The organism is Paludibacillus litoralis, assembly GCF_037646705.1.
In the GTDB taxonomy this organism is placed as follows: domain Bacteria; phylum Pseudomonadota; class Alphaproteobacteria; order Rhodobacterales; family Rhodobacteraceae; genus Pikeienuella; species Pikeienuella litoralis.
Genome location: NZ_JBBHER010000013.1, coordinates 1 through 21241, shown reverse-complemented (window position 1 = coordinate 21241; position 21241 = coordinate 1). Strand labels below are relative to the sequence as shown.

Below are 21241 nucleotides of genomic sequence, written 5' to 3'. Positions count from 1 at the left end.
AATTCCCCACTTCGAAGACAACTAAGGTCAAGTTCTCTCGCATATTCAGCAAGGCATTCCGCCATGAAACTCTCCGATCCTATCTTCACCGACCCTGACGACGCTCGCGCGTATCTTGAGGCGCAGCGCTGGCCCCATGGCGTTACCTGCCCGCACTGCGGCGGCACCGAGAAATGCACAAAGATGGAAGGCGCGAAGCATCGCCCCGGCCTCTACCAGTGCGGAGACTGCCGCAAACAGTTCACCGTGACTGTCGGCACCGTCTTCGAGCGCTCCAAGGTTCCGCTCAACAAGTGGCTTCTCGCGGCGCACCTGATGGCGTCCAGCAAGAAGGGCATCAGCGCCCACCAGCTTCACCGCTCCATCGGCGTCACTTACAAGACCGCGTGGTTCATGTTCCACCGCATCCGCGAGGCCATGCGTTCAGACGATGATGTGAGCATGTTCGGCGGGGGCGGCGGCGTCGTGGAGGTCGATGAAACCTTCATCGGGCGCGACAAGTCCAAGAAACCCCTCGGCATGAAGAAGGGCCGCGGTCATCACCACAAATACAAAATCCTGTCTCTCGTTGACCGCTCCACCGGCAAGGTGAAGTCAGTCGTCGTGGACGATCTCAAACAGACCACGCTTCTGCCCATCCTGCGCGAGAACATCGCCAAGGAGGCCGTCGTCTACACCGACGAGGCCAAGCAATATGTGAACCTGAAGCGCGATTTCGCAACGCATGACTTCACCACTCACGGGCGCGGCGAATACGTTCGCGGCGGAGTCCACACGAACACGATTGAAGGCTACTTCTCCATCTTCAAGCGCGGGATGAAAGGCACCTACCAGCACTGCGGACGCCAGCATCTGCATCGCTACGCCGCTGAGTTCGAGTTCCGCTACAACAACCGCACCGCTCACCATGTCACCGACACGGAACGCGCCGCTCTCATCCTCAAGGGCGCTGAAGGCAAGCGGCTCACCTATCGACGGCCTGACCCGCGGCCGAGCGCCTAAACAGCGCTGGAGTCGAAAGGGGTTTCAGCGCTTGCTGCGCTCCTTGCTGGACTCACCGTCAGATTCCGATTGATCCTTCTCAGATGCCGAAGCCTCCTTGTGGGGCTTCGGCTTCATCCGCAGGAGGTTTTTTACGGTGTCCTCAAATGCCTCATCTTCAGGTTTCAATCCCCAAAACCCCTATTTGACTGGCGTGTTCGCAAAGATGCACCGGGCGTGGCATCACATACAAGACCTCGACCTCATCTTCGAAAGATGGATCAAAACACAGCCTTGGTCTGTCGAGACTGAATGTAATGCAGAGGGAAGACCAAAGCGCCTCGTCTTCAGAATCCACTCTCCCATTCCCGCCGAAGCCGGACTCGTTGTCGGCGACGCCCTGCACAATCTTCGATCCGCCCTGGATCACCTCGCCGGAGTCGCGGCGACCAGAAACGGAAGATCGACGAAAGGCGTCTATTTCCCCGTTGCCCCAAACGAGGCCAGCTTCCCGTCCGCCAGCGCCGACAAACTCAGGAAGTGTCCAGATGTTTTCCGGTCTTTCGTGGCAGGTTTGCACCCATATGGCGGAGGGAACGAGGCAATCCACACTCTCCACCACCTCGACATTCTCGATAAACACCAAGTGCTCGCGCCAATATGCGTGAGCACCAATCTTACCATCGACGCTGACCAAGGGTTCTATGGGGCGGTTGATCTTTCTCGCACGACTGAGCCGGTCCGCGTTTCCCTCGATAGCATAGGCGACGGCGACACAATACTTGACTACACTGCATCCTTCAGGGCGCCATCTCCAACAGAAGTCCACACAAAGTGCAGTCTTTCTGTAGTCTTCTCCAATGAATCCCCCGCCGCTGGCAAAAATATCGGCAAGACGGTCCACTGGCTTTTCAAGGAGGTCGAGAGAATCGTGATGCTGGCGGAAATTAATCATTTTCGGTAGGATCTGCTTTCTCAAGTATATAGTCGCCTTTCTTTTGTTTGGGGGCTCGATTCGAGTGGCAGCGTCACCGTCGCGACGAGGCCATTTTCACTCCGGTTCGCCAGGCTGACCTCGCCGCCATGCGCCCGAACGATCGTCCGGGCGATCGACAGGCCGAGGCCGGTGCCTCCCGTTTCGCGCGATCGAGATTTTTCAAGTCTGACGAACGGCTCGAACACCTGTTCCAGATCGGTTTCCGGAATACCGGGGCCGTCGTCGGAAATCGTGATGAACGCGTGATCGGAATCGCGCCCGAAGGCGACATGAGCCGCGCCGCCGTAACGCTGCGCGTTCTCGATGATGTTGCGCAGGGCCCGGCGCAGCGCCTGCGGCCGCAGGCGCAGAGGAACTGCGCCGTTCTCCTCCAGAGTGAAGCTGTCCATCATGTCCGACCGGAGGCGCGCAAGATATGCGCCGAGGTCCACCGTCTCATAGCTTTCCGCGCTGGCCATCCCTCGCGCGAAGGCCAGCGTCGCATCGACCATCTCCTGCATTTCTTCGATCGAGACGATCAGGCTGTCGCGCGTTTCATCTTCCTCGACCATTTCGGCGCGCACCCGCAGAGCAGTCAGGGGTGACCGCAGGTCGTGGCCCAGAGCCGCCAGGAGCTGCGTGCGATCCGCGATGAAGCGGGTCAGCCTGTCCTGCATCCGGTTGAACGCGCGGGTCAGGTCGCGCACTTCCCCAGGGCCGATCAGCGGCAATGGTTTCAAATCCTCGCCGCGCCCGAGGTGGTCGGCGGCGCGCGAGACGCGAAGCAGCGGCCCGGTCAGGCGCGCGAGCAGAAACCAGAAAGCCGTCACCAGAATGATGGCGGCCGTCATCCCGAAGCTTACGAAGGACACCCACGGCCATTGCAGCGGCGGCCGCTCAAAGCGGGTGCCGACATTCAGCCATCCGCCATCCGTCAGCGCGATCGAGACCTGCATCTCGACCGCAGACAACTCTCCGCGCATCATCGCGAGATGCATCTTCGCCATTTCCGGCGCGAGATGCATCATCGGCATTATACCATGGTCGACCTCGTGCAACTCGACCCGGATCTCGCGCTTATCCCCGCCGCCGAGAAGGCCGCGGATCCGGGCCTCGACGGCGCCGTCGTCCGCATGGTCATCATGATCGACAATCGGCGCATCCGACAGATCGAAGCGCACCAGCGGCGAATTCGCGGCGCGCAGAATGGCCGGGCGCAAGCCTTCGGGCGCTTCTTCGATCAGACGCGCCACATTGGCGGCGCGACCCGCCGCCTCGAAACCGAGCGCGGCGCGCACGGCGAGGCTGCGTTCGTCCACGAAAAGCCACAGGCTGACCGCCTGGGCCACGGCCAGGGCCGCAATGATCAGCAGGATCAACTGCATACGCAAGCTGTCGAGCAGCCGGGGCATCAGCGCGCCTCTTCGACATCGGCGACCAGACAATAGCCGCCGCCGCGCACCGTGGTGATAAGACGCGGCCGCGCCGGATCGGGCTCGATCTTGCGGCGCAACCGGCTGATCTGATTGTCGATGGTCCGATCGAAGATCGAGGCCGACCGGCCCGCCGTGAGGTCGAGCAGCTGATCGCGGGTGAGCACGAGCCGAGGACGCTCCAGCATCACCGTGAGCAGCCTGAATTCGGCTCCGGTCAGATCGACCTTCTCACCGTCTTCCCCCGTGAGTAACCGACTGTCAGCATCCAGGATCCAATGCGCAAATGCGATGCGTCGACCCGAAAGCTCGCCCGCATAGGGTTCGGGCTGAGCGGCGCGGCGCAGGATGGCCTTGATCCGGGCCAGCAGTTCGCGCGGGTTGAAGGGCTTGCCGAGGTAGTCATCGGCGCCGATCTCGAGCCCGACGATCCGGTCGGTGTCTTCGCCAAGAGCGGTCAGCATCAGGATAGGGGCCGAACCTTTCGCCGAAAGCCGCCGGCAGACCGAAAGCCCGTCCTCGCCCGGCATCATGACATCCAGCACGATCAGGTCGAACCGCCCGGTCGCGAGTTTCGCGTCCATATCGGCGGCGTCGCGCGCCGCCGTCGCGCGCATTCCGTTTCTTTCCAAGTAGCGCGTGACCGAGTCGCGGATCTCGCGGTGGTCGTCCACGACAAGGATATGGGGCAGTTCAGTCATGATGTCTCTTTTAGGGGATACAGAGCCGCTTTCCCGAAGAGATTTGTCACGGAATGTAACAGAGACGGCGATTGCGACCGAGCGATACAAATCCGCTGCTCGCCGGGCGTTATATTACGGCCTGACATCGCCATATGTGATCCATCGCAACCAACTCACGAGGCAATCATCATGAACCGCAGAACTCTTCTGGCGGCGACTGTGCTGGCGGCAACCGCCGTCGGCGGGACCGCTTTCGCGGATTCCCATCACGGTCATAAAGGTCAACCCGGGCCGAACGCCAGCGCCGGCATGGCGATGGATGATGGCGGCCCCGGCATGATGGACGGCATGGCTGGGATGTCCGGCATGATGGCCATGATGCAGCGCATGCATGGCGACATGATGGGCGATGGCATGATGGGGGGCGGAATGGGTCCGATGGGCGGAATGATGATGATGTTCGACGCCGATGGCGACGGCGTCGTAACGCCCGAAGAACTGCGCGCAGGATTGCAGGCCAAACTGATCGAATACGACACCGACGGCGACGGGTCTCTCTCCATCGCCGAGTTCGAGCCGCTGCATAGCGCGATGATCCGTAAAATGATGGTGCGCCGGTTCCAGCATCTCGATACCGACGGCGACGGCTCCGTCACCGCCGAAGAACTGACCGCGCCGGCGGACAAGATGGAACGCATGCAGAAGATGCGCGCCAGTCAGGAGCGGATGCAGGGTCAGCCCGGCGGTGGTCCGGGAATGGGCGACGGCGCCAGGATGAAAGATAAGTGAGGCCTTCGGCGTCGGCGAAACGCCGACGCCGGAACCGCCGGGCGTGAATGGAGGTTGTCATGATGGGTTTCGGCATGGGCGGCGTCTGGATGCTGCTCGCCATCATATTCGTCGTCCTCGGGATCCTGGCGCTGGTCAAATATCTGTCCAAGTGACCGAAAAGGAGATCGAAATGAGCTACACCTATGACCGCACCCTGAAAGACGTCGGCATCGACGACGCCGAATTGCGCGTCCGCGACGCGCTGGCGAAAAGGGGCTTCGGCATCCTGACCGAGATCGACGTCAAGGCGACGATGAAAAAGAAGCTTGACGCTGAGATGGAGCCCTACCGCATCCTCGGGGCCTGCAACCCGGAGATGGCCCACAAAGCCATCGGGATCGAGCCGCGGGTTGGCGCGATGCTGCCCTGCAATGTCATCTTACGCCAGGTGGACGGCGGCACAGAAATCAGCGCCATCGATCCGGTGGCGTCCATGCAGGCCATCGACAACGACCAACTGCACAAGATCGCGGGCGAGGTGCGGGACATGATGCGTGCGGCTGTCGACGCCGCCTGAGGCGAGTCGACATGTGCTGCGGCGAGGAAAAGACCCGACCGATGACAATGACGCGGCGCGATCTCATGATGGCTGTCAGCGCGGCCGGTTTCGCCGCCGGGCTGCCGCGACCGATCCAGGCTCGGGCCGGAGGCGGCGTCCTGCAGATGCCGCCTTTGCTCGACGTGACCTATTCCAGCGCCTTCGACCTTATCGCGCGGGCTGGAGAGACGGCCTTCATGGGGCGCGCCGCTTCGTCAACCTGGGGCTTTAACGACCAGACGTTTCTGGGACCGACACTGAGACTTGCCGCGGACGGGGCTGTTGCGGCCTCTGTCACCAACCTTTTGACTGAGCCATTCGCCCTGCATTGGCATGGCCTTCTGGCGCCCGGCCATGCGGATGGCGGACCGCACCTGCCGATCACACCTGACGGGAAATGGTCGATCGAACTGGATATCAATCAGCCGCCAGCAACAATCTGGTATCATTCGCACACCCACTCGCGCACCGCGGATCATGTTCAGAAGGGTCTTGCCGGTGTCATCCAGCTGACGGATGGACGCGACGACGAGCGTGGTTTGCCAGCGGAATACGGGATCGATGACCTGACCCTGGTGATCCAGGACCGGCGTTTCGACGGGCGTGGACGAATGATCTACGACCCCGGCATGCGCGACGAGATGATGGGCCTTACCGGCGATATGATCCTGGTCAACGGCCAGGTGAACGCACGGGCCGTGGCGCCGCGGGGTATCGTGCGCCTGCGGCTGCCCAACGGCTCGAACGCGCGAATCTACGATCTTGCTTCACGCGCGGGGCGGTCATTGCACCTTATCGCCACAGACACGGGCTTTCTGGATCGACCCACGGCTCTGAAAACACTGCGTTTGGCGCCCGGAGAGCGGGCGGAGGTGCTGATTGATTTCACCGATGGCGCCGATGATGTCCTGGTTAGCGGCCCGAACCCCAATGGCGGCATGATGGGTGGGATGATGGGGCAGCGTGGAATGATGGGCGGCATGATGCGGGGGCGTGGCATGATGGGCCGCGCGGAGGAGGCCGGCTTCGATATCCTGCCAACCGAGGTGGACAGCACACGCGCCACCCGGGTCGATCGCCTGCCCGAGAATCTTGGCGGCGCAATGCCCGATTTGGATACACGGAACGCGCCCCGGCGCGACATTACACTCCAGACCGGCATGGGCGGGATGATGCGACGGAGCGGCAACCGGCATTCCATCAACGGTCAGCCGTTCGATATGGACAGACTGAATTTCAGCGTGCGAAAGGGCGCCACCGAAATCTGGAAAATCGAAGGTCAGATGATGGCGCATCCGCTGCACATCCATGGTGTGATGTTCCAGGTTTTGAGCGAGAATGGTGGCCCGGTATCGCCCCGAAATCGGGTCTGGAAAGACACGGTGCTGGTGGACGGACGCGTCGAGATCGCGGTGCGGTTTGATCAGTCGGCAACCACGGACACGCCGTTCATGTTCCATCGCCACATACTCGAACACGAGGATGGCGGCATGATGGGCCAGTTTGCCGTGACTTGAGCAGGCAGGGAAGAGGAGGGTTTGGACTTCCCATTTGAGGGAATCGCCACATTGCAAATGACGTCATGGTGAACCTTGCCTCTCAATGAAATTACGCCTTGCGCCAGGAATAAGGACCGGCACATGCATTACGGTATGCCAATGAGGCCGAACGTCTTGGGCGGACGCTTGTTCACGAGCGCAGCGCTTGCTGGTGTCGATAGACTCGCGCCAGCATATTTCAGCAACCTGTATGTCGTCTGACACCTTGTCCTTTCCGCGTGGCGTTTCAAAAGGCCTGGTGGTGAAAATCGCCGTGGGCATGCTTCTGATCATCATCCTGGCGATGTGGTTTTTCGGTCCTCTTTCCGAGTTTCTGGAAAATCTCACCGGGGACAGAATATCCGGTTGGGTCGAGGCGGCCGGAGTATGGGGTCCACTCATCATCATTGCGTTGATGACGATCGCGATCGTCGCCACGCCGATTCCAAGTGCGCCGATCGCGCTGGCTGCCGGCGCAGCATACGGACATACACTTGGAACCATCTATATCGTCATCGGAGCAGAGCTTGGCGCTCTTGTCGCCTTCGGCCTGGCAAGGTTTTTGGGTCGCGACGTCCTGACCCGGTGGTTGGGTGACAAGGTGGACACAGGCTGGCTTGGATCACAGAACGCGCTGACGGTCACGGTTCTTGCCAGTCGGTTGATGCCTTTCATCTCTTTCGATATCGTCAGCTATGCAGCCGGGCTGAGTTGTCTGCATTTCTGGAGATTTTCCGTGGCGACGCTTGCTGGCGTCATTCCGGCAAGTTTTGTTCTGGCGCATTTCGGCAATGAAGCTGTCAGCAGGGAGCCGACGCGCGCCATCTGGGCGGCCGTCGGGCTGGGCGTTCTGACATTGACGCCTCTTGTCATCGTGGCAGTCGTCGACTGGCGTAAAAAACGTGGGCAACATGATTGAACGGCGCGCGCCCGGATGCGGCCGTTCTTGGGTCGCAAAGCACACCATCGGACGTTCTGGCGAAACGGCTGGTGCTTCTGTCGCCGTCGTTTTGCCGCCCATATACCGTCATGCGCCTGAATCGCCGGCGGTGTTTCAGCAGACTGGGTATCGGCAGGATTGGCGCGGCGCAGACATCACGCCTGCGAACGACGATCGTGGATACTATCGCCGACCGCACATGCTTTCCGCGGGAGATCCGGTTTGTAACATGTGTTGGGTCGCGCGCTCGACCGGGCAGGCGATTGAAACAGCGACAAATGCCGATCCGGCGAGGGATCAAGCTTGATGGCTTCCGAATATAAGGCGAACAGCATTACATTGTCTGGCGCCATCGCAATGGGCACCGGGGTGATGATCGGCGCCGGTATCTTCGCCCTGACAGGGCAGATCGCACAGCTCGCCGGGCCGCTCTTTCCGCTGTCTTTCGTAGTCGGCGCGATCGTGACCGCCTTCAGCGCCTATACCTACATCAAGATGTCCAATGCCTATCCATCGGCGGGCGGGATCGCGATGATCCTGCAAAAGGCCTATGGACCGACAACCATCGCCGCGGCGGCCGCGCTCCTCATGGCGCTTTCGATGGTCATCAACGAAAGCCTCGTCGCGAGAACCTTTGCCACGTATCTCTTACGCGGTCTGGGCATTGACCAATCCGGCTGGTTGGTTCCCGCACTCGGCGTGGGCCTCATCGTCTTTGCCTATCTCGTCAATGCCGCAGGCAACAAATCCGTCGGGCTGTTTTCGATCATCATGGCCATCATCAAGGTCGGCGGCATCGCGCTGTTCGGGGCGGCGGCGCTCTGGGCCGGCGACATCTCGTTCGAGGCTGCTTCCGACCAACAATCAACGCAAATCACCGGCTTCATTGCGTCCGTAGCGCTGTCAATCCTCGCGTTCAAGGGATTCACGACGATCACCAACAGCGGCGCCGAAGTCACCGAGCCGCATCGCAATGTCGGACGGGCGATCATCGTATCCATCGGTCTCTGCGTCATCGTCTATCTGCTGGTTGCATTCGCCGTGGGATCCAATCTGACACTGGAGCAGATCATCGCCGCCAAGGACTATGCCCTGGCGGAAGCTGCGGGTCCGACCCTCGGCCAGACCGGCTTCTATCTGACTGTCCTGTTAGCCATCGTCGCCACCTCCTCGGGCCTGATCGCGAGCATCTTTGCGGTTTCCCGCATGCTCGCCATGCTGACCGATATGAAGCTGATCCCCCACAGCCATTTCGGCATGCCGGGGATGATCCGCGATCATACGCTGGTCTACACCGTGGTGATCGCCAGCTTTCTGACGGTGTTTTTCGATCTCAGCCGGATCGCCTCGCTCGGCGCGTTCTTCTATCTGGTGATGGATATCATCATCCAATGGGGGGTGTTTCGCCATCTGAGGCAAGATATCAAAGCGACTGGATGGATAATACTCAGTGCGATCGCGTTGGATGTCGTCGTGCTGTCGGTCTTTGCCGGGTTGAAATGGCAAAGCGACCCACTCATTGTGCTTGTCTCGCTCGGAATGATGGCGGTCGTCTTTGCCTTTGAATGGTTATTCCTGCGTCATCGCCCAAGCGACAAGGTCAAGCCTCAATCTCATTCGCACCTGTAGGAATGCAAGCAAGGTTGACCACCGCCAGGGCAATCCGCCTGTTTCAGACGATACGACGGTCACCACATTCCGCCAGCGTGGTTCCATCATCGACCCGCTGACCAAGATCACCCGCGCCGGAGCTCGGCGCATACGGATGGCGGCGCTGAAGGCGGAGGCCGACGGCTTTGTCGCCATGTTTTCCGCGGACCTGCTTGGCGATTGTCGTCGTACTGCGGCTCATGGACTCAGACTCGGTGACCATCGGCTGCGGTAGCGAGGTCATTACCCGTCATCCGCGCAGCTACGAGCGCGAGGACATGATCTTCGATCCCTTCCAGTGCCTTCCGCTGATCGAAAGGAAGATCAACTCGTTCGATCAGGTCGCGCCACTGGACGGACGGGGGCCGCCGTCCGAGTTCGCGACCCTGCACCGGTTGAAGGAAGCACGGATGATCAAGACTGAGTGGACGATCTACCGACGACATCACCGACATGGTGTCTCGGGGTGACGCCGCCGATCCAGGGCGATCATTTCCGATACTACTGGGATGGCGCGCAGCTCGCCTTCGTCGCAAAAACGACCGGTGACCGCGCGACCTTCGGATTGCGGATCTCGTGAGCGCCGCTCCCAGTTGCGGGTCGGCGACCCAAAGACGACGAGCGCATGCGGTGTCGATCTCAATCATGCCAAATGTGGGCATGGGATCGAAGGGCAAGGTGACATCGTTGTTTCGGATCAGCCCGACAATCTGAACTGATAGGAATCTGGCGGCCTCCGTCTCGGCCACCAGCCCACCCTTCCATGCCGCCAGAGACTCTCATGCAAAACGAGGGTGGAGCCCCTCCGCCACCACCAGCCCTTCCAGCAGGGTCTCGCCCGCATCCGAACCATCAGATGTCGTCAGGATCATGATTGGTGATAGCGCGATCTGAAAAAGGCATTTGCACCAAGGCTCCAAGAACATCCGCTCGCGTTAATCATGCATCCGCCGCTGTTTGGAAGTCGTCGGGCAGCCTGCCGGCGGCAGCGCGCCAGCAACGCAGAGCGTTCACATCAGCATTTTGAATTGACCCGATGGCGACCAGCCTTTTCAGATCTCTCAGGCAAAATAGCGCCATAAAAATATTTCTGAACACTTCCCTTCGTCCTTTCCGAAAAGGGCCAACCTCCTGATCAAGCGGATTTGATGCGGTCCGCGAGGAGCCAGAGCCTCGGGGTCATGGGCGGACGACACGGAGAGCCGCCCGACAACCGACAGGCCTGACCAGAAGGACGGATCGGCGATGCAAAGAGACATGACCGAGGGCGTCACGTCGCCTTTCGCACCAAACGCGGCGCGTCGGATCTCACCCAGAAGCATGGGACGGTTTTCGGACCGCCGCGGCGCTGGGAACGGCGTCGGCGAGGCGATGAAGCGCCAGGGTTCGATCGCGCAGCACTGGTCGAAACAGGTTCTCCGCAGAATGAAAGATTGTCTGAAGATCCGCCTCGCCATGCGCGCCGCTGATCCCACCGAAGCGATCAGTCCGAGCGCCGGATGCGGGGCCGAGTTCGTCACCGGCGCTCAGGCCGCGCCTTCGGCCTCGGGTCCCGCCGAAAGAAACTTCGAGAATAATATTTCCGTCGCCGGCGGGACAGCAGCACGTCTCTCTTGGGCGCCGATCAGAACTGCGGATGAGCCGAGTGATGACGGGGCCGATACGAGAGCAAACGAGACCGGAACAATGACCAGGCCGCGAAAAACCAAATTCGAGATCCAGACCATCCTGGATGATCTGCGCAACACCTATGTGGGAACGCCGAGGGATCAGTTGTTCCTCAGCCACCTCGACCGCCTGCTCAAATGCGATGAGCATGGCGCCCTCCTGCCCCGCCCCGTCACCTTCACCGAAACGGGCGAGACCCGCGGGATCGCACTGGTCGACGGGCCGGGAGGCGGAAAGACCTCGCTGGTGAAGCACAACCTGCGACATCACCCCGCCTTCGCCAGCCCGCGTGCGAACACGGCGCCGATCGTCGCCGCCTCGGTTCCGAGCCCGGCGACACTGAAGAGTCTCGCTCTCGAGATCATCCGCGAGACCGGGTTCCCGGCGCCCTCCTCCCGGACATCGGCCTGGGAGCTCTGGAGACTGGTCCGGGTCCGGCTCCAATGCTGCGGCGCCGTGGTGCTCTGGATCGACGAGGCTCACGATCTGTTTCGAAAACGCTCGGCCTCCGAAGTCGAAGACATGCTGCGGATGCTGAAGTCGCTCATGCAGGGCGACGGCGCCGTGATCGTCATCCTGACCGGCGTCGACGCCTTGTGGCGGATCGCGTCCTATGACGACCAGGTGAAGCGCCGCTACAGCAAGATCGAACTCCCGCCGATCTCGAACGTGAAGGACGGCAAGGCGCTGGCCAAGCAGATCGCGACCTTCTGCGCCCGCACCGGCCTGGCCCCGCCGACCGAACCCGATCCGATCCCGCGCCTGATCTTCGCCAGTCGCGAACGGTTCGGCCGCTGAATCGAGAACATCATCCATGCGATCGAACTCGCGTTGAAGGACGACGCCGACCAGCTGGACCTCCAGCATTTCGCGGAAGCCTGGATCATGCAGGAAGAGCGCGGCTTTCACGAGAATGTCTTCCTGGCGCCGAACTGGTCTCAGATCGATCTCACCGCGGCGACGCCCGCCTGAGACCTCTCTCCACAGCATAGGAGCAAACCCAATGACCCTGTTTCCGCACCTGCCGTTCAATCCCGAGGAAACCCACCTTTCCATCGCCGCGCGCCTCGCCGCGTTTCATACCAAGGGGCGGGTCAAACCGTTCCTCGCGTATCTGGGCGTGCCGGCGCATGAATTCGCGGCCGGGAAGCTGGACGCGATCACGGCGTTCTGCGCGCGCACGGGCGTCGATCTCGATCAAGTCGTCCGAAACACGCCGATCTCCGTGGACAAGGCGCGCTACACGCTCCGCAAGGAGAGCATCACCGCCGACTTTCTCGCGAACCCCCACACGTGTTTTTACCCGGCCTGTCTTCTCGCGGATGACGCTGGGAATGGCGACCCCGCGCTCGCGCGCCACATGCCCCTGGAATGGACCCTGCGGGTGGCGCGGACATGCCCGAAGCATGGGCTTCCCCTGATCGTCAGGCGGCGGGAATGCTGGGACGACCAGTTTCACGAGCTGGCCGTCCGGGTTCCGGAAACCGGGGCGGAACTGCGGAAGCTGGCCGATCAGGCGTCTCCCCGCCCCGTCTCTCCCATGCAGGCCTACGCTGTCTCCCGCCTTGAGGGCGCGGCCGGCCCGGAATGGCTCGACAGCCAGACCCTCGAACAGACGGTGCGGGTCTCCGAGTTGCTCGGCGTCCTGGTGGAGTTCGGCGCGTCGCGGGGTGTGAGCGACCTGACGGCGGATGAATGGGATCGAGCCGGTCGGACCGGTTTCGGGTTTTCGTCACGCGGCGAATCCGGTGTTCGGGACGCTCTTCACGAGATTCAATCAGCGTTCCGCGGGACCGGCCGCCTGCCGCAGTATCGGAATGTGTTCGGGCGGCTTTACGAATGGCTGGCGTCGCCGGAAACGGCGACAGACGCCGGAGACATCCGGCGGATCCTTCGCGAGCACATGTTCGACACCATCGAGCTGGCCGATGGCGCCGCTCTCCTCGGCGGGAAGCTGCCCGCGCGACGCCTGCACAGCGTGGCGTCGCTCGCGAAGGAAAGCGGTCTCCATCCGAAGACGTTGCGCCACATACTGGTCGCACGGAACATGATCTCCCTCGAGAGCCCCCACCAGGTGTTCGACGCCGGGCGCGGGCGGGAAGTGGCGGCCTCGGCGCGCAACATCGTGCACGTGATCGCCCTGCCGAAGGCGCTGAATTGCTCCCGGCCGCAAGCCGACGGGTTGCTCGGCGAGCGCATTCTGACGCCGATCGCGGCGCGGCCTGGCGCTCCCGGGCATAGGCATAAGGCGGTCGCCGCCGAAAACGTGGAGAAGCTCCTCTCCGATCTCGCGGCGACGGCGCGCCCGGTGAACGAGACTCCACCCGGAATGGTCCCGATCGGCAAGGCGGCGGAAAAGGTGAAGGCCCCATGCGTGGACATCCTCCATCTGATCCTTGGCGGGTATCTGTCGCACATCTTCATGCTGCGATCCGAAAGCGGGATCGCGGCATTGCGGGTCGATGCAAGGGAGGTCGGCCGGAAGATCGGGCGGGTCATGATCGGACTGTCGCCATCGGCCGCCGCATCAATGATGCGCCTTCCGGCGCGCACCGTCTGGGCGATCCTCGACGACGACGAATATCGCGCCGCCTTGCCGTCGACGCGCGTTCAGGGTGTGAATGGCCGACATGAATTCCGGCGGATCGCGCCGGAAGCGGCTGAGCGCTTTCGCGCGACCTATGTGACCGCCCGGCGAATAGCCAACGCCATGGAAGTCGATATCGCGTCAGTCAGCAAATCATTAAAACGCGCCCGTGTCGTTCCGACGTTTCCCGCCGCGACGATAGGAGTCGATCTCTATCTGCCGGATCGTCTGCCGCCGAAGTTCGCGCCAAAATCATCCGCGATGGCGGCATAAATGTAGCTCCCGTCACATTCGACAACCTTCACAAAGGCCGTCCATTCGGGCGGCCTTTTTCTTTGCCCGCCAACGATCGCCGATCAGCATAAGATTCAACGTGCATATTTTGGCCGCAAAAAGTGCAAGTCGGCCGCCGACCGCAAGCTTATCGCCTTAAAAACAAGGGTTTTTGTGAGATCAAATGTTCAATTGATGCTTGGCATCACAGCCAGGTGTGACGCCACGCGTCAATTGCGCTTTTTGGGGGTATCGGCGTGGGAAAGGGTCCGCTCTGACGGCGGGGCGAGACGGGCCTGACGCGCTTGCGCCCCCTTGAAGGCTCCGGCGCGTCGGGCCGGTCCGCGGTCGGATTCGCCGCGCCCGGGCGCAGGTCTTGAAGCGCCGGCGTTCGCGCGCCGGTCTCCGCGTCATCGCCGCGATGCGTGCGGCGGTCCGACGAGGCCGTGGTCGTCCTGGCGTCGCCGAAAGGGGCTCTTTGGCGGGCCGCCGGCCCCGGAACCGACCCTTGGCGCGCGCCTCTCCACGGCCGGGAGCGACGGCGGTTCTGAAGCCGGAAATCTCCCATCATTTAACTTGACTGATTTAGTAAACTTTAATAGCGATCGCCCGTCATCGCACGACGCCACCAAGCCCGACGGCTCGCCGTTCGGCGCCAGGAAGCCTTCCAGTCGCGATGAAGTCTGGATTCTGGAGGGTGGGCGAAATGTCTTTCACGAGAATGGGTTTGGCTGGATGCGTGTTGGCGGCGGGGTCGATTCCCGGCGCCCCCATTCCGGCCGCCGCGCAGCAAGCGGATGAGGCCGGCGCGATCGTGATGCCGGAAATCACCGTCTTTGGCGGCGCGCGGGACGAGCGGGCGCTGCTCGACACGCCGAACGCCGTGAGCGTGCTCGGCGTAGACGAGATCGAGCGCCGTCAGGCGTCGACCTACGAGGAGCTGATCGGCGATCTGCCCGGCGTCACCATCGACGGCGGCCCCCGCGGGGCGAGCCAGGAGCCGAACATACGGGGGTTTCAGGATGAGCAGGTCGTGCTCAGGGTCGACGGGGCGCGCCAGACGTTCAACCTCGCGCATCGCGGGCGCTTTTTCACGGATCCGCTGATTCTGAAAAATGTGGAGGTGCTGAAGGGCGGCGCCTCGACACTGTTCGGTTCGGGCGCGCTCGGCGGCGTCATCTTTCTCGATACGAAGGACGCGGACGACGTGCTCGGCCCCGACGAGACGCGCGCCGGCGAGTTCACGCTCGGATACAATTCTCAAGGGGACGAGCTTCTCGGCGCGACGACGGTGGCGGCGCGCGAGGGCGATCTCGACATTCTCGGCTTCATCTCGGCGCGCCCACGTTTTTCCGACCAGAAAGACGGCGCCGGCGATGCGATCATCGACAGCGATATCGATTCCTTCAGCGGGCTCCTGAAACTCGGCTGGAACCTGGCGCCGGGCCATCGGATCGAGGCCGCGTATCAGCGCTATCAGGATCGCGGCGACACGCCGCCGAACACCAATGTTCAGGGCTCCCCCACCTCCACGGTGGACCGCGATCTCACGAACCAGACGTTCCGGCTCGGCTGGGACTGGGACGCGGGCGACGGGATGATCAATCTCAAGACCCTGTTTTATTATAACAAGACAGATGTCGAGGAGGACCGGCTTTTCGACGGCCGGTTCGACGAGTCGGATTTCGAGACGATCGGGTTCGAGGCGACCAATATCAGCCGGTTCGACCTTGGCCTTCCGGTTTCGCTCTCCTATGGCGTCGAAGCCTACAGGGATCGGCAGGAGGCGACGCGGGACGGGGCGACGCGGGCGCAGACGCCGGACGCGGATCAGACCTTCCTCGCGGCCTTCGCTCAGGCGGAAATCGGGCTCACGCCGGAGTTGACGCTGATTCCGGGGATGCGGCTCGATCATGTGCGGACCGACCCGGACGGCCCTCAGTCCGGCTCCAGCGATCTTCAGGCTTCGCCGAAGCTGGCGCTCTCGTGGCGGCCGGCGGAGGGAATGCAATTTTTCGCCTCGGCCTCCCGCTCATTCCGGTCGCCCTCGCTCACGGAGCTCTATCCGCAGGGCGTTCATTTTTCGCAGCCGGGTTTCCCCCTCGGGCCGGGGGCGACATTCACCGGGGTCAACCAGTTCGTGGCGAACCCGGACCTGAAGCCGGAAAAGTCTCTCGCCTTCGAATTTGGCGGCCGCTACGAGACATTCGGCGTCGCTCAACCTTCCGACCGGCTGACGTTTTCCGCGAACGCGTATTACGCGCGGGTTGACGACTTCATCGAGCAGACCGTCACCTTCATGGATTTCGGCGCCGGCGTCTTCAATCCGGTCTCCGGCCAGTTCGAGGTCGGCGGGACGACGACGAGCCGAAATGTGGATGCGGAGCTTTTCGGGCTCGAGGCGCAAGCCGCCTATGACGCGGGCGACTGGTTCCTCGGCCTCGGCCTGACCCTTCCGCGCGGGTCCGACCGGAATGGCGGCGAGCTCGCCTCCCTGCCGCAGGACCGGCTGGTGGCGACCGGCGGATTCCGGCCGATGGACGGGCTCGAGATCGGCGCCCGCGCGACCCTCCTGCGAAAGCTCGGTCCCGGCGATCTTCCCGTCGGCGTGGCGCCGGTGGACGGCGCGGCGGTGTTCGACGTCTTCGCGACCTACGCGCCGGCCGAAGGCCCGTTCAAGGGAGCGGTGTTCCACGCCGGCGTCGATAACGTCACCGACAAGAAGTATCGCGTGCATCCCTCCGGCCTGAACAGCCTCGGGATCGCCGCGAAACTGTCCGCGACCCTGCGATTCTGAGAGGGAGCATCATGACCCGAACCGACGCCCACTCAACGCTCGCGGAAACGTGGCGGGCCATAAAATCCGAAAACCCGGCCGCGCGCGCGCGCGATGTGGCCGAAGAGCTCGGCGTCTCCGAAGGGGCGCTGGTCGACGCGCGTGTCGGGGCCGGCGTCCATCGGCTCGCCCCATCGGGCCCGGACTTCGCGCGCCTGATGGCGGCGCTCCCCGATCTGGGGCGGGTGATGACCCTGACGCGGAATGACGCCGCGGTGCACGAGACCAAGGGGACCGCGGGGGAAGTCGCGGGCGCGGGCGCGATCGGGCAAGTCACGGGGCCGCTGGATCTCCGGCTGTTCTATCGCAATTGGCGCGCCGGCTACCTCCTTGAGGAGGAGACCCGCTCGGGTCTGCGCCGGTCCTTCCAGATCTTCGATGACGCGGGCGGCGCCGTCCTGAAAATCTATGCGATGGACGAGACCGACATGTCGGCCTGGGCGCGGCTCGCGGCGGAGATGGGCGCCGGCCGCGCCGCGCCGCCCGCCGTCTTTTCCTCCCGCGCTCCTGCCAAGGCGCGCGCGGATGACGAGATCGACCTCGCCGCGCTCCGCGCGGGATGGTCCGCGCTCGAACATTCCCATGATTTTCACAAACTGCTGTCGAAGACGGGCGCGGCGCGGGAACAGGCGCTCCGTCTCGCCGGCCCGGAATTCGCGCGCCGCGCCGATGAGGGCGCGGCGCAGACGATGCTGGAAGAGGCGGCGGCGGCGGAGCTCGCGATCATGTGCTTCGTCGGCAACCGGGGCTGCGTCCAGATCTTTTCCGGTCCGGTCCGCCGCATCGTCGAGATGGGGCCGTGGCTCAATGTGTTGGACCCTGATTTCAACCTGCATCTGCGGCGCGATCGGGTCGCCTCCACCTGGCTGGTGACGAAGCCGACGAAGCTCCGCGGGCCGATCACCTCGCTTGAGCTGTTCGACGCCGACGGCGAGATGGTTTGCCAGTTCTTCGGCGCCCGCGCGCCGGGGGCGACCGAGCGGGAGGAGTGGCGCGCCCTCGCGCACCGGGCCGCGGAGGGGCGGGCGTGAGGCGCGCGCTCGCTCTTGCGCTGGCGCTTCTTGCGTCGTCAGCCGCGGCGGAGAGCCGCGTGGTCGTCGCCGGCGGCGATCTGACCGAGATCGCCTTCACGCTCGGCGCGGGCGACCGCATCGTCGGCGTCGACACGACATCCACCTATCCGGAGGCGGCGACCGACCTGCCCCAGATCGGCTATCTCCGCAGCCTTTCGGCGGAAGGGGTGCTGTCGCTTTCGCCCGATCTCCTTCTTGTCGCCGCCGATGCGGGCCCGGCCGTCGCGCTGAAGCAGATCGAGGCGGCGGGCGTCGACATCGCCCATGCGCCCGACACGCCAGGCGCCCCTGGCGTCCCGGAGAAGATCCGGTTCATGGGCCGGGCGCTCGGCCAGAGCGCCCGGGCCGAGGCGCTCGCCGCCGAGGTGGAGGCGAAGATCGCGGCCGTCGCGGCCGAGATCGCCGGGCTGAGCGCGCGCCCGCGCGTGCTTTTCATCCTGCAGCTTCAGGGCGGCGCGCCCCTTGTCGGCGGCGCGGAGACCAGCGCGGACGAGATGATCCGTCTCGCGGGGGGGCGCAACGCCGCCGCCGCCTTCAGCGGTTACAAGCCGATGAGCCGGGAGGCGCTGATCGCAGCCGCGCCGGATGTGGTTCTGATGATGGCCGGGCGGGCGGAGGCGTCAGGCGGGCTCGATGCGGTGCTGGCGCGGCCGGATCTCGCCCTCACCCCCGCCGGCCGCGCGGGACGCGGCGTCGAGATGGACGACATGCTGCTGCTCGGCTTCGGCCCCCGCACCCCGGCGGCGATCGCGGCGCTGGCGCGCGCGCTGCATCCCGGCGCGGCCCTCGGAGGGCTTTGAGGCATGTCCGCCGGCGTCCTTTTTCGCACATGCGTCGCGCGCCCGTCCGCGACGGCGTTGCTGATCGCGCTGGTCGGCGCGCTGGCTCTGGCGGCGCTCGCGCTCGGCCCGGTGACGATCGCGCCCGACCGGGTGGTCGCGGCGGCTTTTGGCGGCGGCGCGCCGATGGATGCGGCGATCGTTCAGCAGATCCGGGCGCCCCGTCTCGCGCTTGGCGTCGTGGTCGGCGGGGCGTTGGCGCTTTCCGGCGCCGCGTTGCAGGGAATATTGCGGAATCCGCTCGCCGATCCGGGGCTGATCGGCGTCACGGCGGGCGGCGCCGTCGGCGCGGTGTCGGTCATCGTGCTTGGCGGCGCGCTTTCCCTGCAGACGCCCGAGGCGCTTCGCCCCTATCTCCTGCCGGCGGCGGCTTTCCTTGGCGCGGGTCTGGTCATCGCGCTGCTCTTCGCGCTGGCCCGGCGCGCGGGCGAGACCTCCGTCGCGACGTTGATCCTCGCCGGCGTCGCGATCAACGCGATCGCCGGCGCCGTGATCGGGCTCCTGATCTATGTCTCCGACGACCGCCAATTGCGCGAGCTGACGTTCTGGAGCATGGGCGGGTTGGGCGCCGCGGACTGGACCGTCGCCGGAGTGACGCTCATTCTCGCGCTCGCCGCCGCGCCCCTGTTCTTTCAGATGGCGCGCTCTCTCGACCTGATGCAGCTCGGGGAGCGCGCCGCGTTCCATGTCGGCGTGGATGTCGAGCGGCTGAAGCGCCGCGCCGCGCTCGCCACCGCGCTCGGCGTCGGCGCGGCGACGGCGGCGGCCGGCCCGATCGGGTTCGTCGGTCTTGTCGCGCCGCATCTCGCGCGGCTCACCGTCGGCCCGTCGCATCGCGCGATGCTTCCTGTGGCGGCGCTTTACGGCGTGGCGCTGGTGCTTGTCGCCGATCTTGGCGTTCGCCTCGTCGCGCCGCCGGCGGAGCCGCCGATCGGCCTTGCGACCAGCCTGATCGGCGGGCCGTTTTTCCTCTGGCTGTTGCTCAGGGCGCGGAGACGGATCCTTGCTTGAAGCGCGGTCTCTCTCATTGACCCTCGGCGGCGCGCAGGCGCTTGACGCTGTCGATCTCTCGGTCAGGCCGGGGGAGGTCCTGGCGCTGATCGGGCCGAACGGGGCCGGAAAGTCCAGCCTTCTCGCCTGCCTGTCCGGCGCGCTCCGCCCGACCTCCGGCTTTGTCGAGATCGATGGCGTCGATCCCGCCCGCCTGACCCCGGGCGCGCTCGCCCGGCGCCGCGCGGTTCTGGAGCAGGCGCCGGAAAGCGCCGCGCCATTCCCGCTCGCGGATCTCGTGGCGCTGGCCATCCCGCCGGAGATCGACGAGGCGGCGAAGCGCAGGATCGTCGAGGAGGCGCTCGGCGCGGTCGGGCTCGCCGCGCTCGGCTCCCGGCCTCTCGACCGGCTTTCCGGCGGCGAGCGCCATCGCGGCCACATGGCGCGGGCGCTCGCGCAGCATCACGCCGGGCGCGCCCTCGGCGCCGGCGGCTGGCTCCTCCTCGACGAGCCGACGGCGAGCCTCGATCTCGCGCATCAGGGCGCGGTCCTCAGGGCCGCCCGCGCGGCGGCGCGCGGCGGCGCCGGCGTGCTCGCGGTTCTTCACGACCTCAACCTCGCCGCCGCCCTCGCCGACAGGGTGGCCCTGATGGTCCAGGGGCGCCTTCTCTTCATCGGGCCGACCGCCGAGACGCTGACCGCGGAGCGGCTTTCCGCGGTTTACGGCCTTCCCGTTCACGTCGCGCCCGTCATGGGCGCGCTTTCAATCACCCCGCTCCATGCAGGAAAAGAAGGAGACTGCTCATGTATATCGCGATGAATCGCTTCCGCGTCGTCAAGGGCCGCGAGGCCGCGTTCGAGGAGGTCTGGCGGAACCGCAAGGGCCGGCTGAATGAAATGCCCGGCTTCAGGACCTTTCATCTTCTCCGCGGCGCCGAGACCGAGGATGAAACGCTCTACGCGTCGCACACGGTGTGGGCGAACGAGGCGGACTTCATCGCGTGGCGGGACTCCGAGCAATTCCGCCTCGCGCATGCGAAGGCGGGCGACGCCGGCTCTCTCTGTCGCGGGCATCCGAAATTCGAAGGTTTCGAAGCCGTGCCGGGCGCGTGAGCCTGAAGCGCCGGAGATCCGCCGATGGATGAAACAATCGACACTTCGCCGCCGGGGCGGATGCCGGATCCGCTTGGCGCGGATCCGTCGATCGTCGCCCAGGGCGGCGATCTTCTCACGCGGACGGTGGATTTTCTCCATCTTGGCGGCCCCGCGATCTGGGCGATCGGGGCTCTTTCGGTCGCGACGGCGGCTCTTGCGCTCTGGAAGGCGTGGCGTCTTTTTCTGATGGGGGCGTGGTCGCGGCGCTGGGCGCGCCTCGCGGTGGACGCGGCGCTGGCGGGGGACGGCG

At 64.2% G+C, this 21241-nt stretch carries 20 protein-coding genes and 1 pseudogene; 17 read left to right on the top strand and 4 right to left on the bottom strand.

Annotation, left to right across the window (positions count from 1 at the left end; translation table 11 throughout):
• Positions 1-63: 63 nt before the first annotated feature.
• A complete protein-coding gene (locus WG921_RS17525; protein WP_340110557.1) occupies positions 64-1002 on the top strand; it encodes an IS1595 family transposase in 939 nt (312 codons plus the stop codon).
• Between the two features lie 157 nt (positions 1003-1159).
• On the opposite strand, the gene WG921_RS17520 is transcribed toward WG921_RS17525, so the two are convergent.
• Genes WG921_RS17520 through WG921_RS17510 form a run of 3 tightly spaced genes read right to left on the bottom strand, consistent with a single transcriptional unit; the run spans position 1160 to position 4091 of the window.
• The gene (locus tag WG921_RS17520; RefSeq protein WP_340110556.1) at positions 1160-1960 is read right to left on the bottom strand and encodes a hypothetical protein; all 801 of its coding nucleotides are present in this window, start codon (positions 1958-1960) and stop codon (positions 1160-1162) included.
• Positions 1957-3369: an ATP-binding protein gene (locus WG921_RS17515; RefSeq protein ID WP_340110555.1), complete on the bottom strand. Its 1413-nt coding sequence runs from the start codon at positions 3367-3369 to the stop codon at positions 1957-1959. Before WG921_RS17515 ends, WG921_RS17520 begins: the two co-directional genes overlap by 4 nt.
• Positions 3369-4091, bottom strand: coding sequence for a response regulator (locus tag WG921_RS17510; protein ID WP_340110554.1), 723 nt, complete (start codon positions 4089-4091; stop codon positions 3369-3371). The genes WG921_RS17515 and WG921_RS17510 overlap by 1 nt, the downstream gene beginning before the upstream one ends.
• Positions 4092-4388: 297 nt before the next feature.
• Here WG921_RS17510 and WG921_RS17505 point away from each other — a divergent pair, with 297 nt between their 5' ends.
• From WG921_RS17505 to WG921_RS17480, 6 genes are all read left to right on the top strand, one after another.
• The gene (locus WG921_RS17505) at positions 4389-4862 is read left to right on the top strand and encodes an EF-hand domain-containing protein (RefSeq protein ID WP_340110553.1); all 474 of its coding nucleotides are present in this window, start codon (positions 4389-4391) and stop codon (positions 4860-4862) included.
• A 172-nt stretch (positions 4863-5034) separates the two neighbouring features.
• Positions 5035-5421 (top strand): DUF302 domain-containing protein, encoded by a 387-nt coding sequence (locus WG921_RS17500; protein WP_340110552.1) that lies wholly within the window; start codon positions 5035-5037, stop codon positions 5419-5421.
• Between the two features lie 11 nt (positions 5422-5432).
• A complete protein-coding gene (locus tag WG921_RS17495; protein ID WP_340110551.1) occupies positions 5433-6959 on the top strand; it encodes a multicopper oxidase domain-containing protein in 1527 nt (508 codons plus the stop codon).
• Positions 6960-7191: 232 nt separating this feature from the next.
• A complete protein-coding gene (locus WG921_RS17490) occupies positions 7192-7899 on the top strand; it encodes a TVP38/TMEM64 family protein (RefSeq protein ID WP_340110550.1) in 708 nt (235 codons plus the stop codon).
• A 327-nt stretch (positions 7900-8226) separates the two neighbouring features.
• Complete coding sequence (locus WG921_RS17485) at positions 8227-9549, top strand: APC family permease (RefSeq protein ID WP_340110549.1); 1323 nt, start codon at positions 8227-8229, stop codon at positions 9547-9549.
• A gap of 236 nt (positions 9550-9785) precedes the next feature.
• A complete protein-coding gene (locus WG921_RS17480; protein ID WP_413788606.1) occupies positions 9786-10040 on the top strand; it encodes a hypothetical protein in 255 nt (84 codons plus the stop codon).
• 469 nt (positions 10041-10509) lie between these two features.
• On the opposite strand, the gene WG921_RS17475 is transcribed toward WG921_RS17480, so the two are convergent.
• Positions 10510-10668, bottom strand: a complete 159-nt coding sequence (locus WG921_RS17475; RefSeq protein ID WP_340110548.1) for a hypothetical protein — start codon at positions 10666-10668, stop codon at positions 10510-10512.
• 588 nt (positions 10669-11256) lie between these two features.
• On the opposite strand from WG921_RS17475, the gene WG921_RS17470 reads away from it, so the two are divergent.
• The 10 genes and pseudogenes from WG921_RS17470 to WG921_RS17425 form a co-directional block, all read left to right on the top strand.
• Positions 11257-12036 (top strand): TniB family NTP-binding protein, encoded by a 780-nt coding sequence (locus tag WG921_RS17470; RefSeq protein ID WP_340110547.1) that lies wholly within the window; start codon positions 11257-11259, stop codon positions 12034-12036.
• A gap of 33 nt (positions 12037-12069) precedes the next feature.
• Positions 12070-12210, top strand: coding sequence for a hypothetical protein (locus WG921_RS17465; protein ID WP_340110546.1), 141 nt, complete (start codon positions 12070-12072; stop codon positions 12208-12210).
• Positions 12211-12241: 31 nt separating this feature from the next.
• A complete protein-coding gene (locus WG921_RS17460) occupies positions 12242-14098 on the top strand; it encodes a TniQ family protein (protein ID WP_340110545.1) in 1857 nt (618 codons plus the stop codon).
• 706 nt (positions 14099-14804) lie between these two features.
• Entirely contained in the window at positions 14805-16895 is a 2091-nt protein-coding gene (locus WG921_RS17455; RefSeq protein WP_340110544.1) for a TonB-dependent receptor domain-containing protein, read from the top strand.
• 11 nt (positions 16896-16906) lie between these two features.
• Positions 16907-17965 (top strand): hemin-degrading factor, encoded by a 1059-nt coding sequence (locus tag WG921_RS17450; protein WP_340110543.1) that lies wholly within the window; start codon positions 16907-16909, stop codon positions 17963-17965.
• Complete coding sequence (locus WG921_RS17445; protein WP_340110542.1) at positions 17962-18807, top strand: heme/hemin ABC transporter substrate-binding protein; 846 nt, start codon at positions 17962-17964, stop codon at positions 18805-18807. The genes WG921_RS17450 and WG921_RS17445 overlap by 4 nt, the downstream gene beginning before the upstream one ends.
• 3 nt (positions 18808-18810) lie before the next feature.
• Positions 18811-19857, top strand: coding sequence for a FecCD family ABC transporter permease (locus WG921_RS17440; protein ID WP_340110541.1), 1047 nt, complete (start codon positions 18811-18813; stop codon positions 19855-19857).
• Positions 19850-20656: an ATP-binding cassette domain-containing protein gene (locus tag WG921_RS17435; RefSeq protein ID WP_340110540.1), complete on the top strand. Its 807-nt coding sequence runs from the start codon at positions 19850-19852 to the stop codon at positions 20654-20656. The genes WG921_RS17440 and WG921_RS17435 overlap by 8 nt, the downstream gene beginning before the upstream one ends.
• Entirely contained in the window at positions 20641-20949 is a 309-nt protein-coding gene (locus WG921_RS17430) for an antibiotic biosynthesis monooxygenase family protein (RefSeq protein WP_340110539.1), read from the top strand. Before WG921_RS17435 ends, WG921_RS17430 begins: the two co-directional genes overlap by 16 nt.
• 24 nt (positions 20950-20973) lie before the next feature.
• Positions 20974-21241 (top strand): annotated as a pseudogene (locus WG921_RS17425) (MotA/TolQ/ExbB proton channel family protein); the annotation flags it as partial.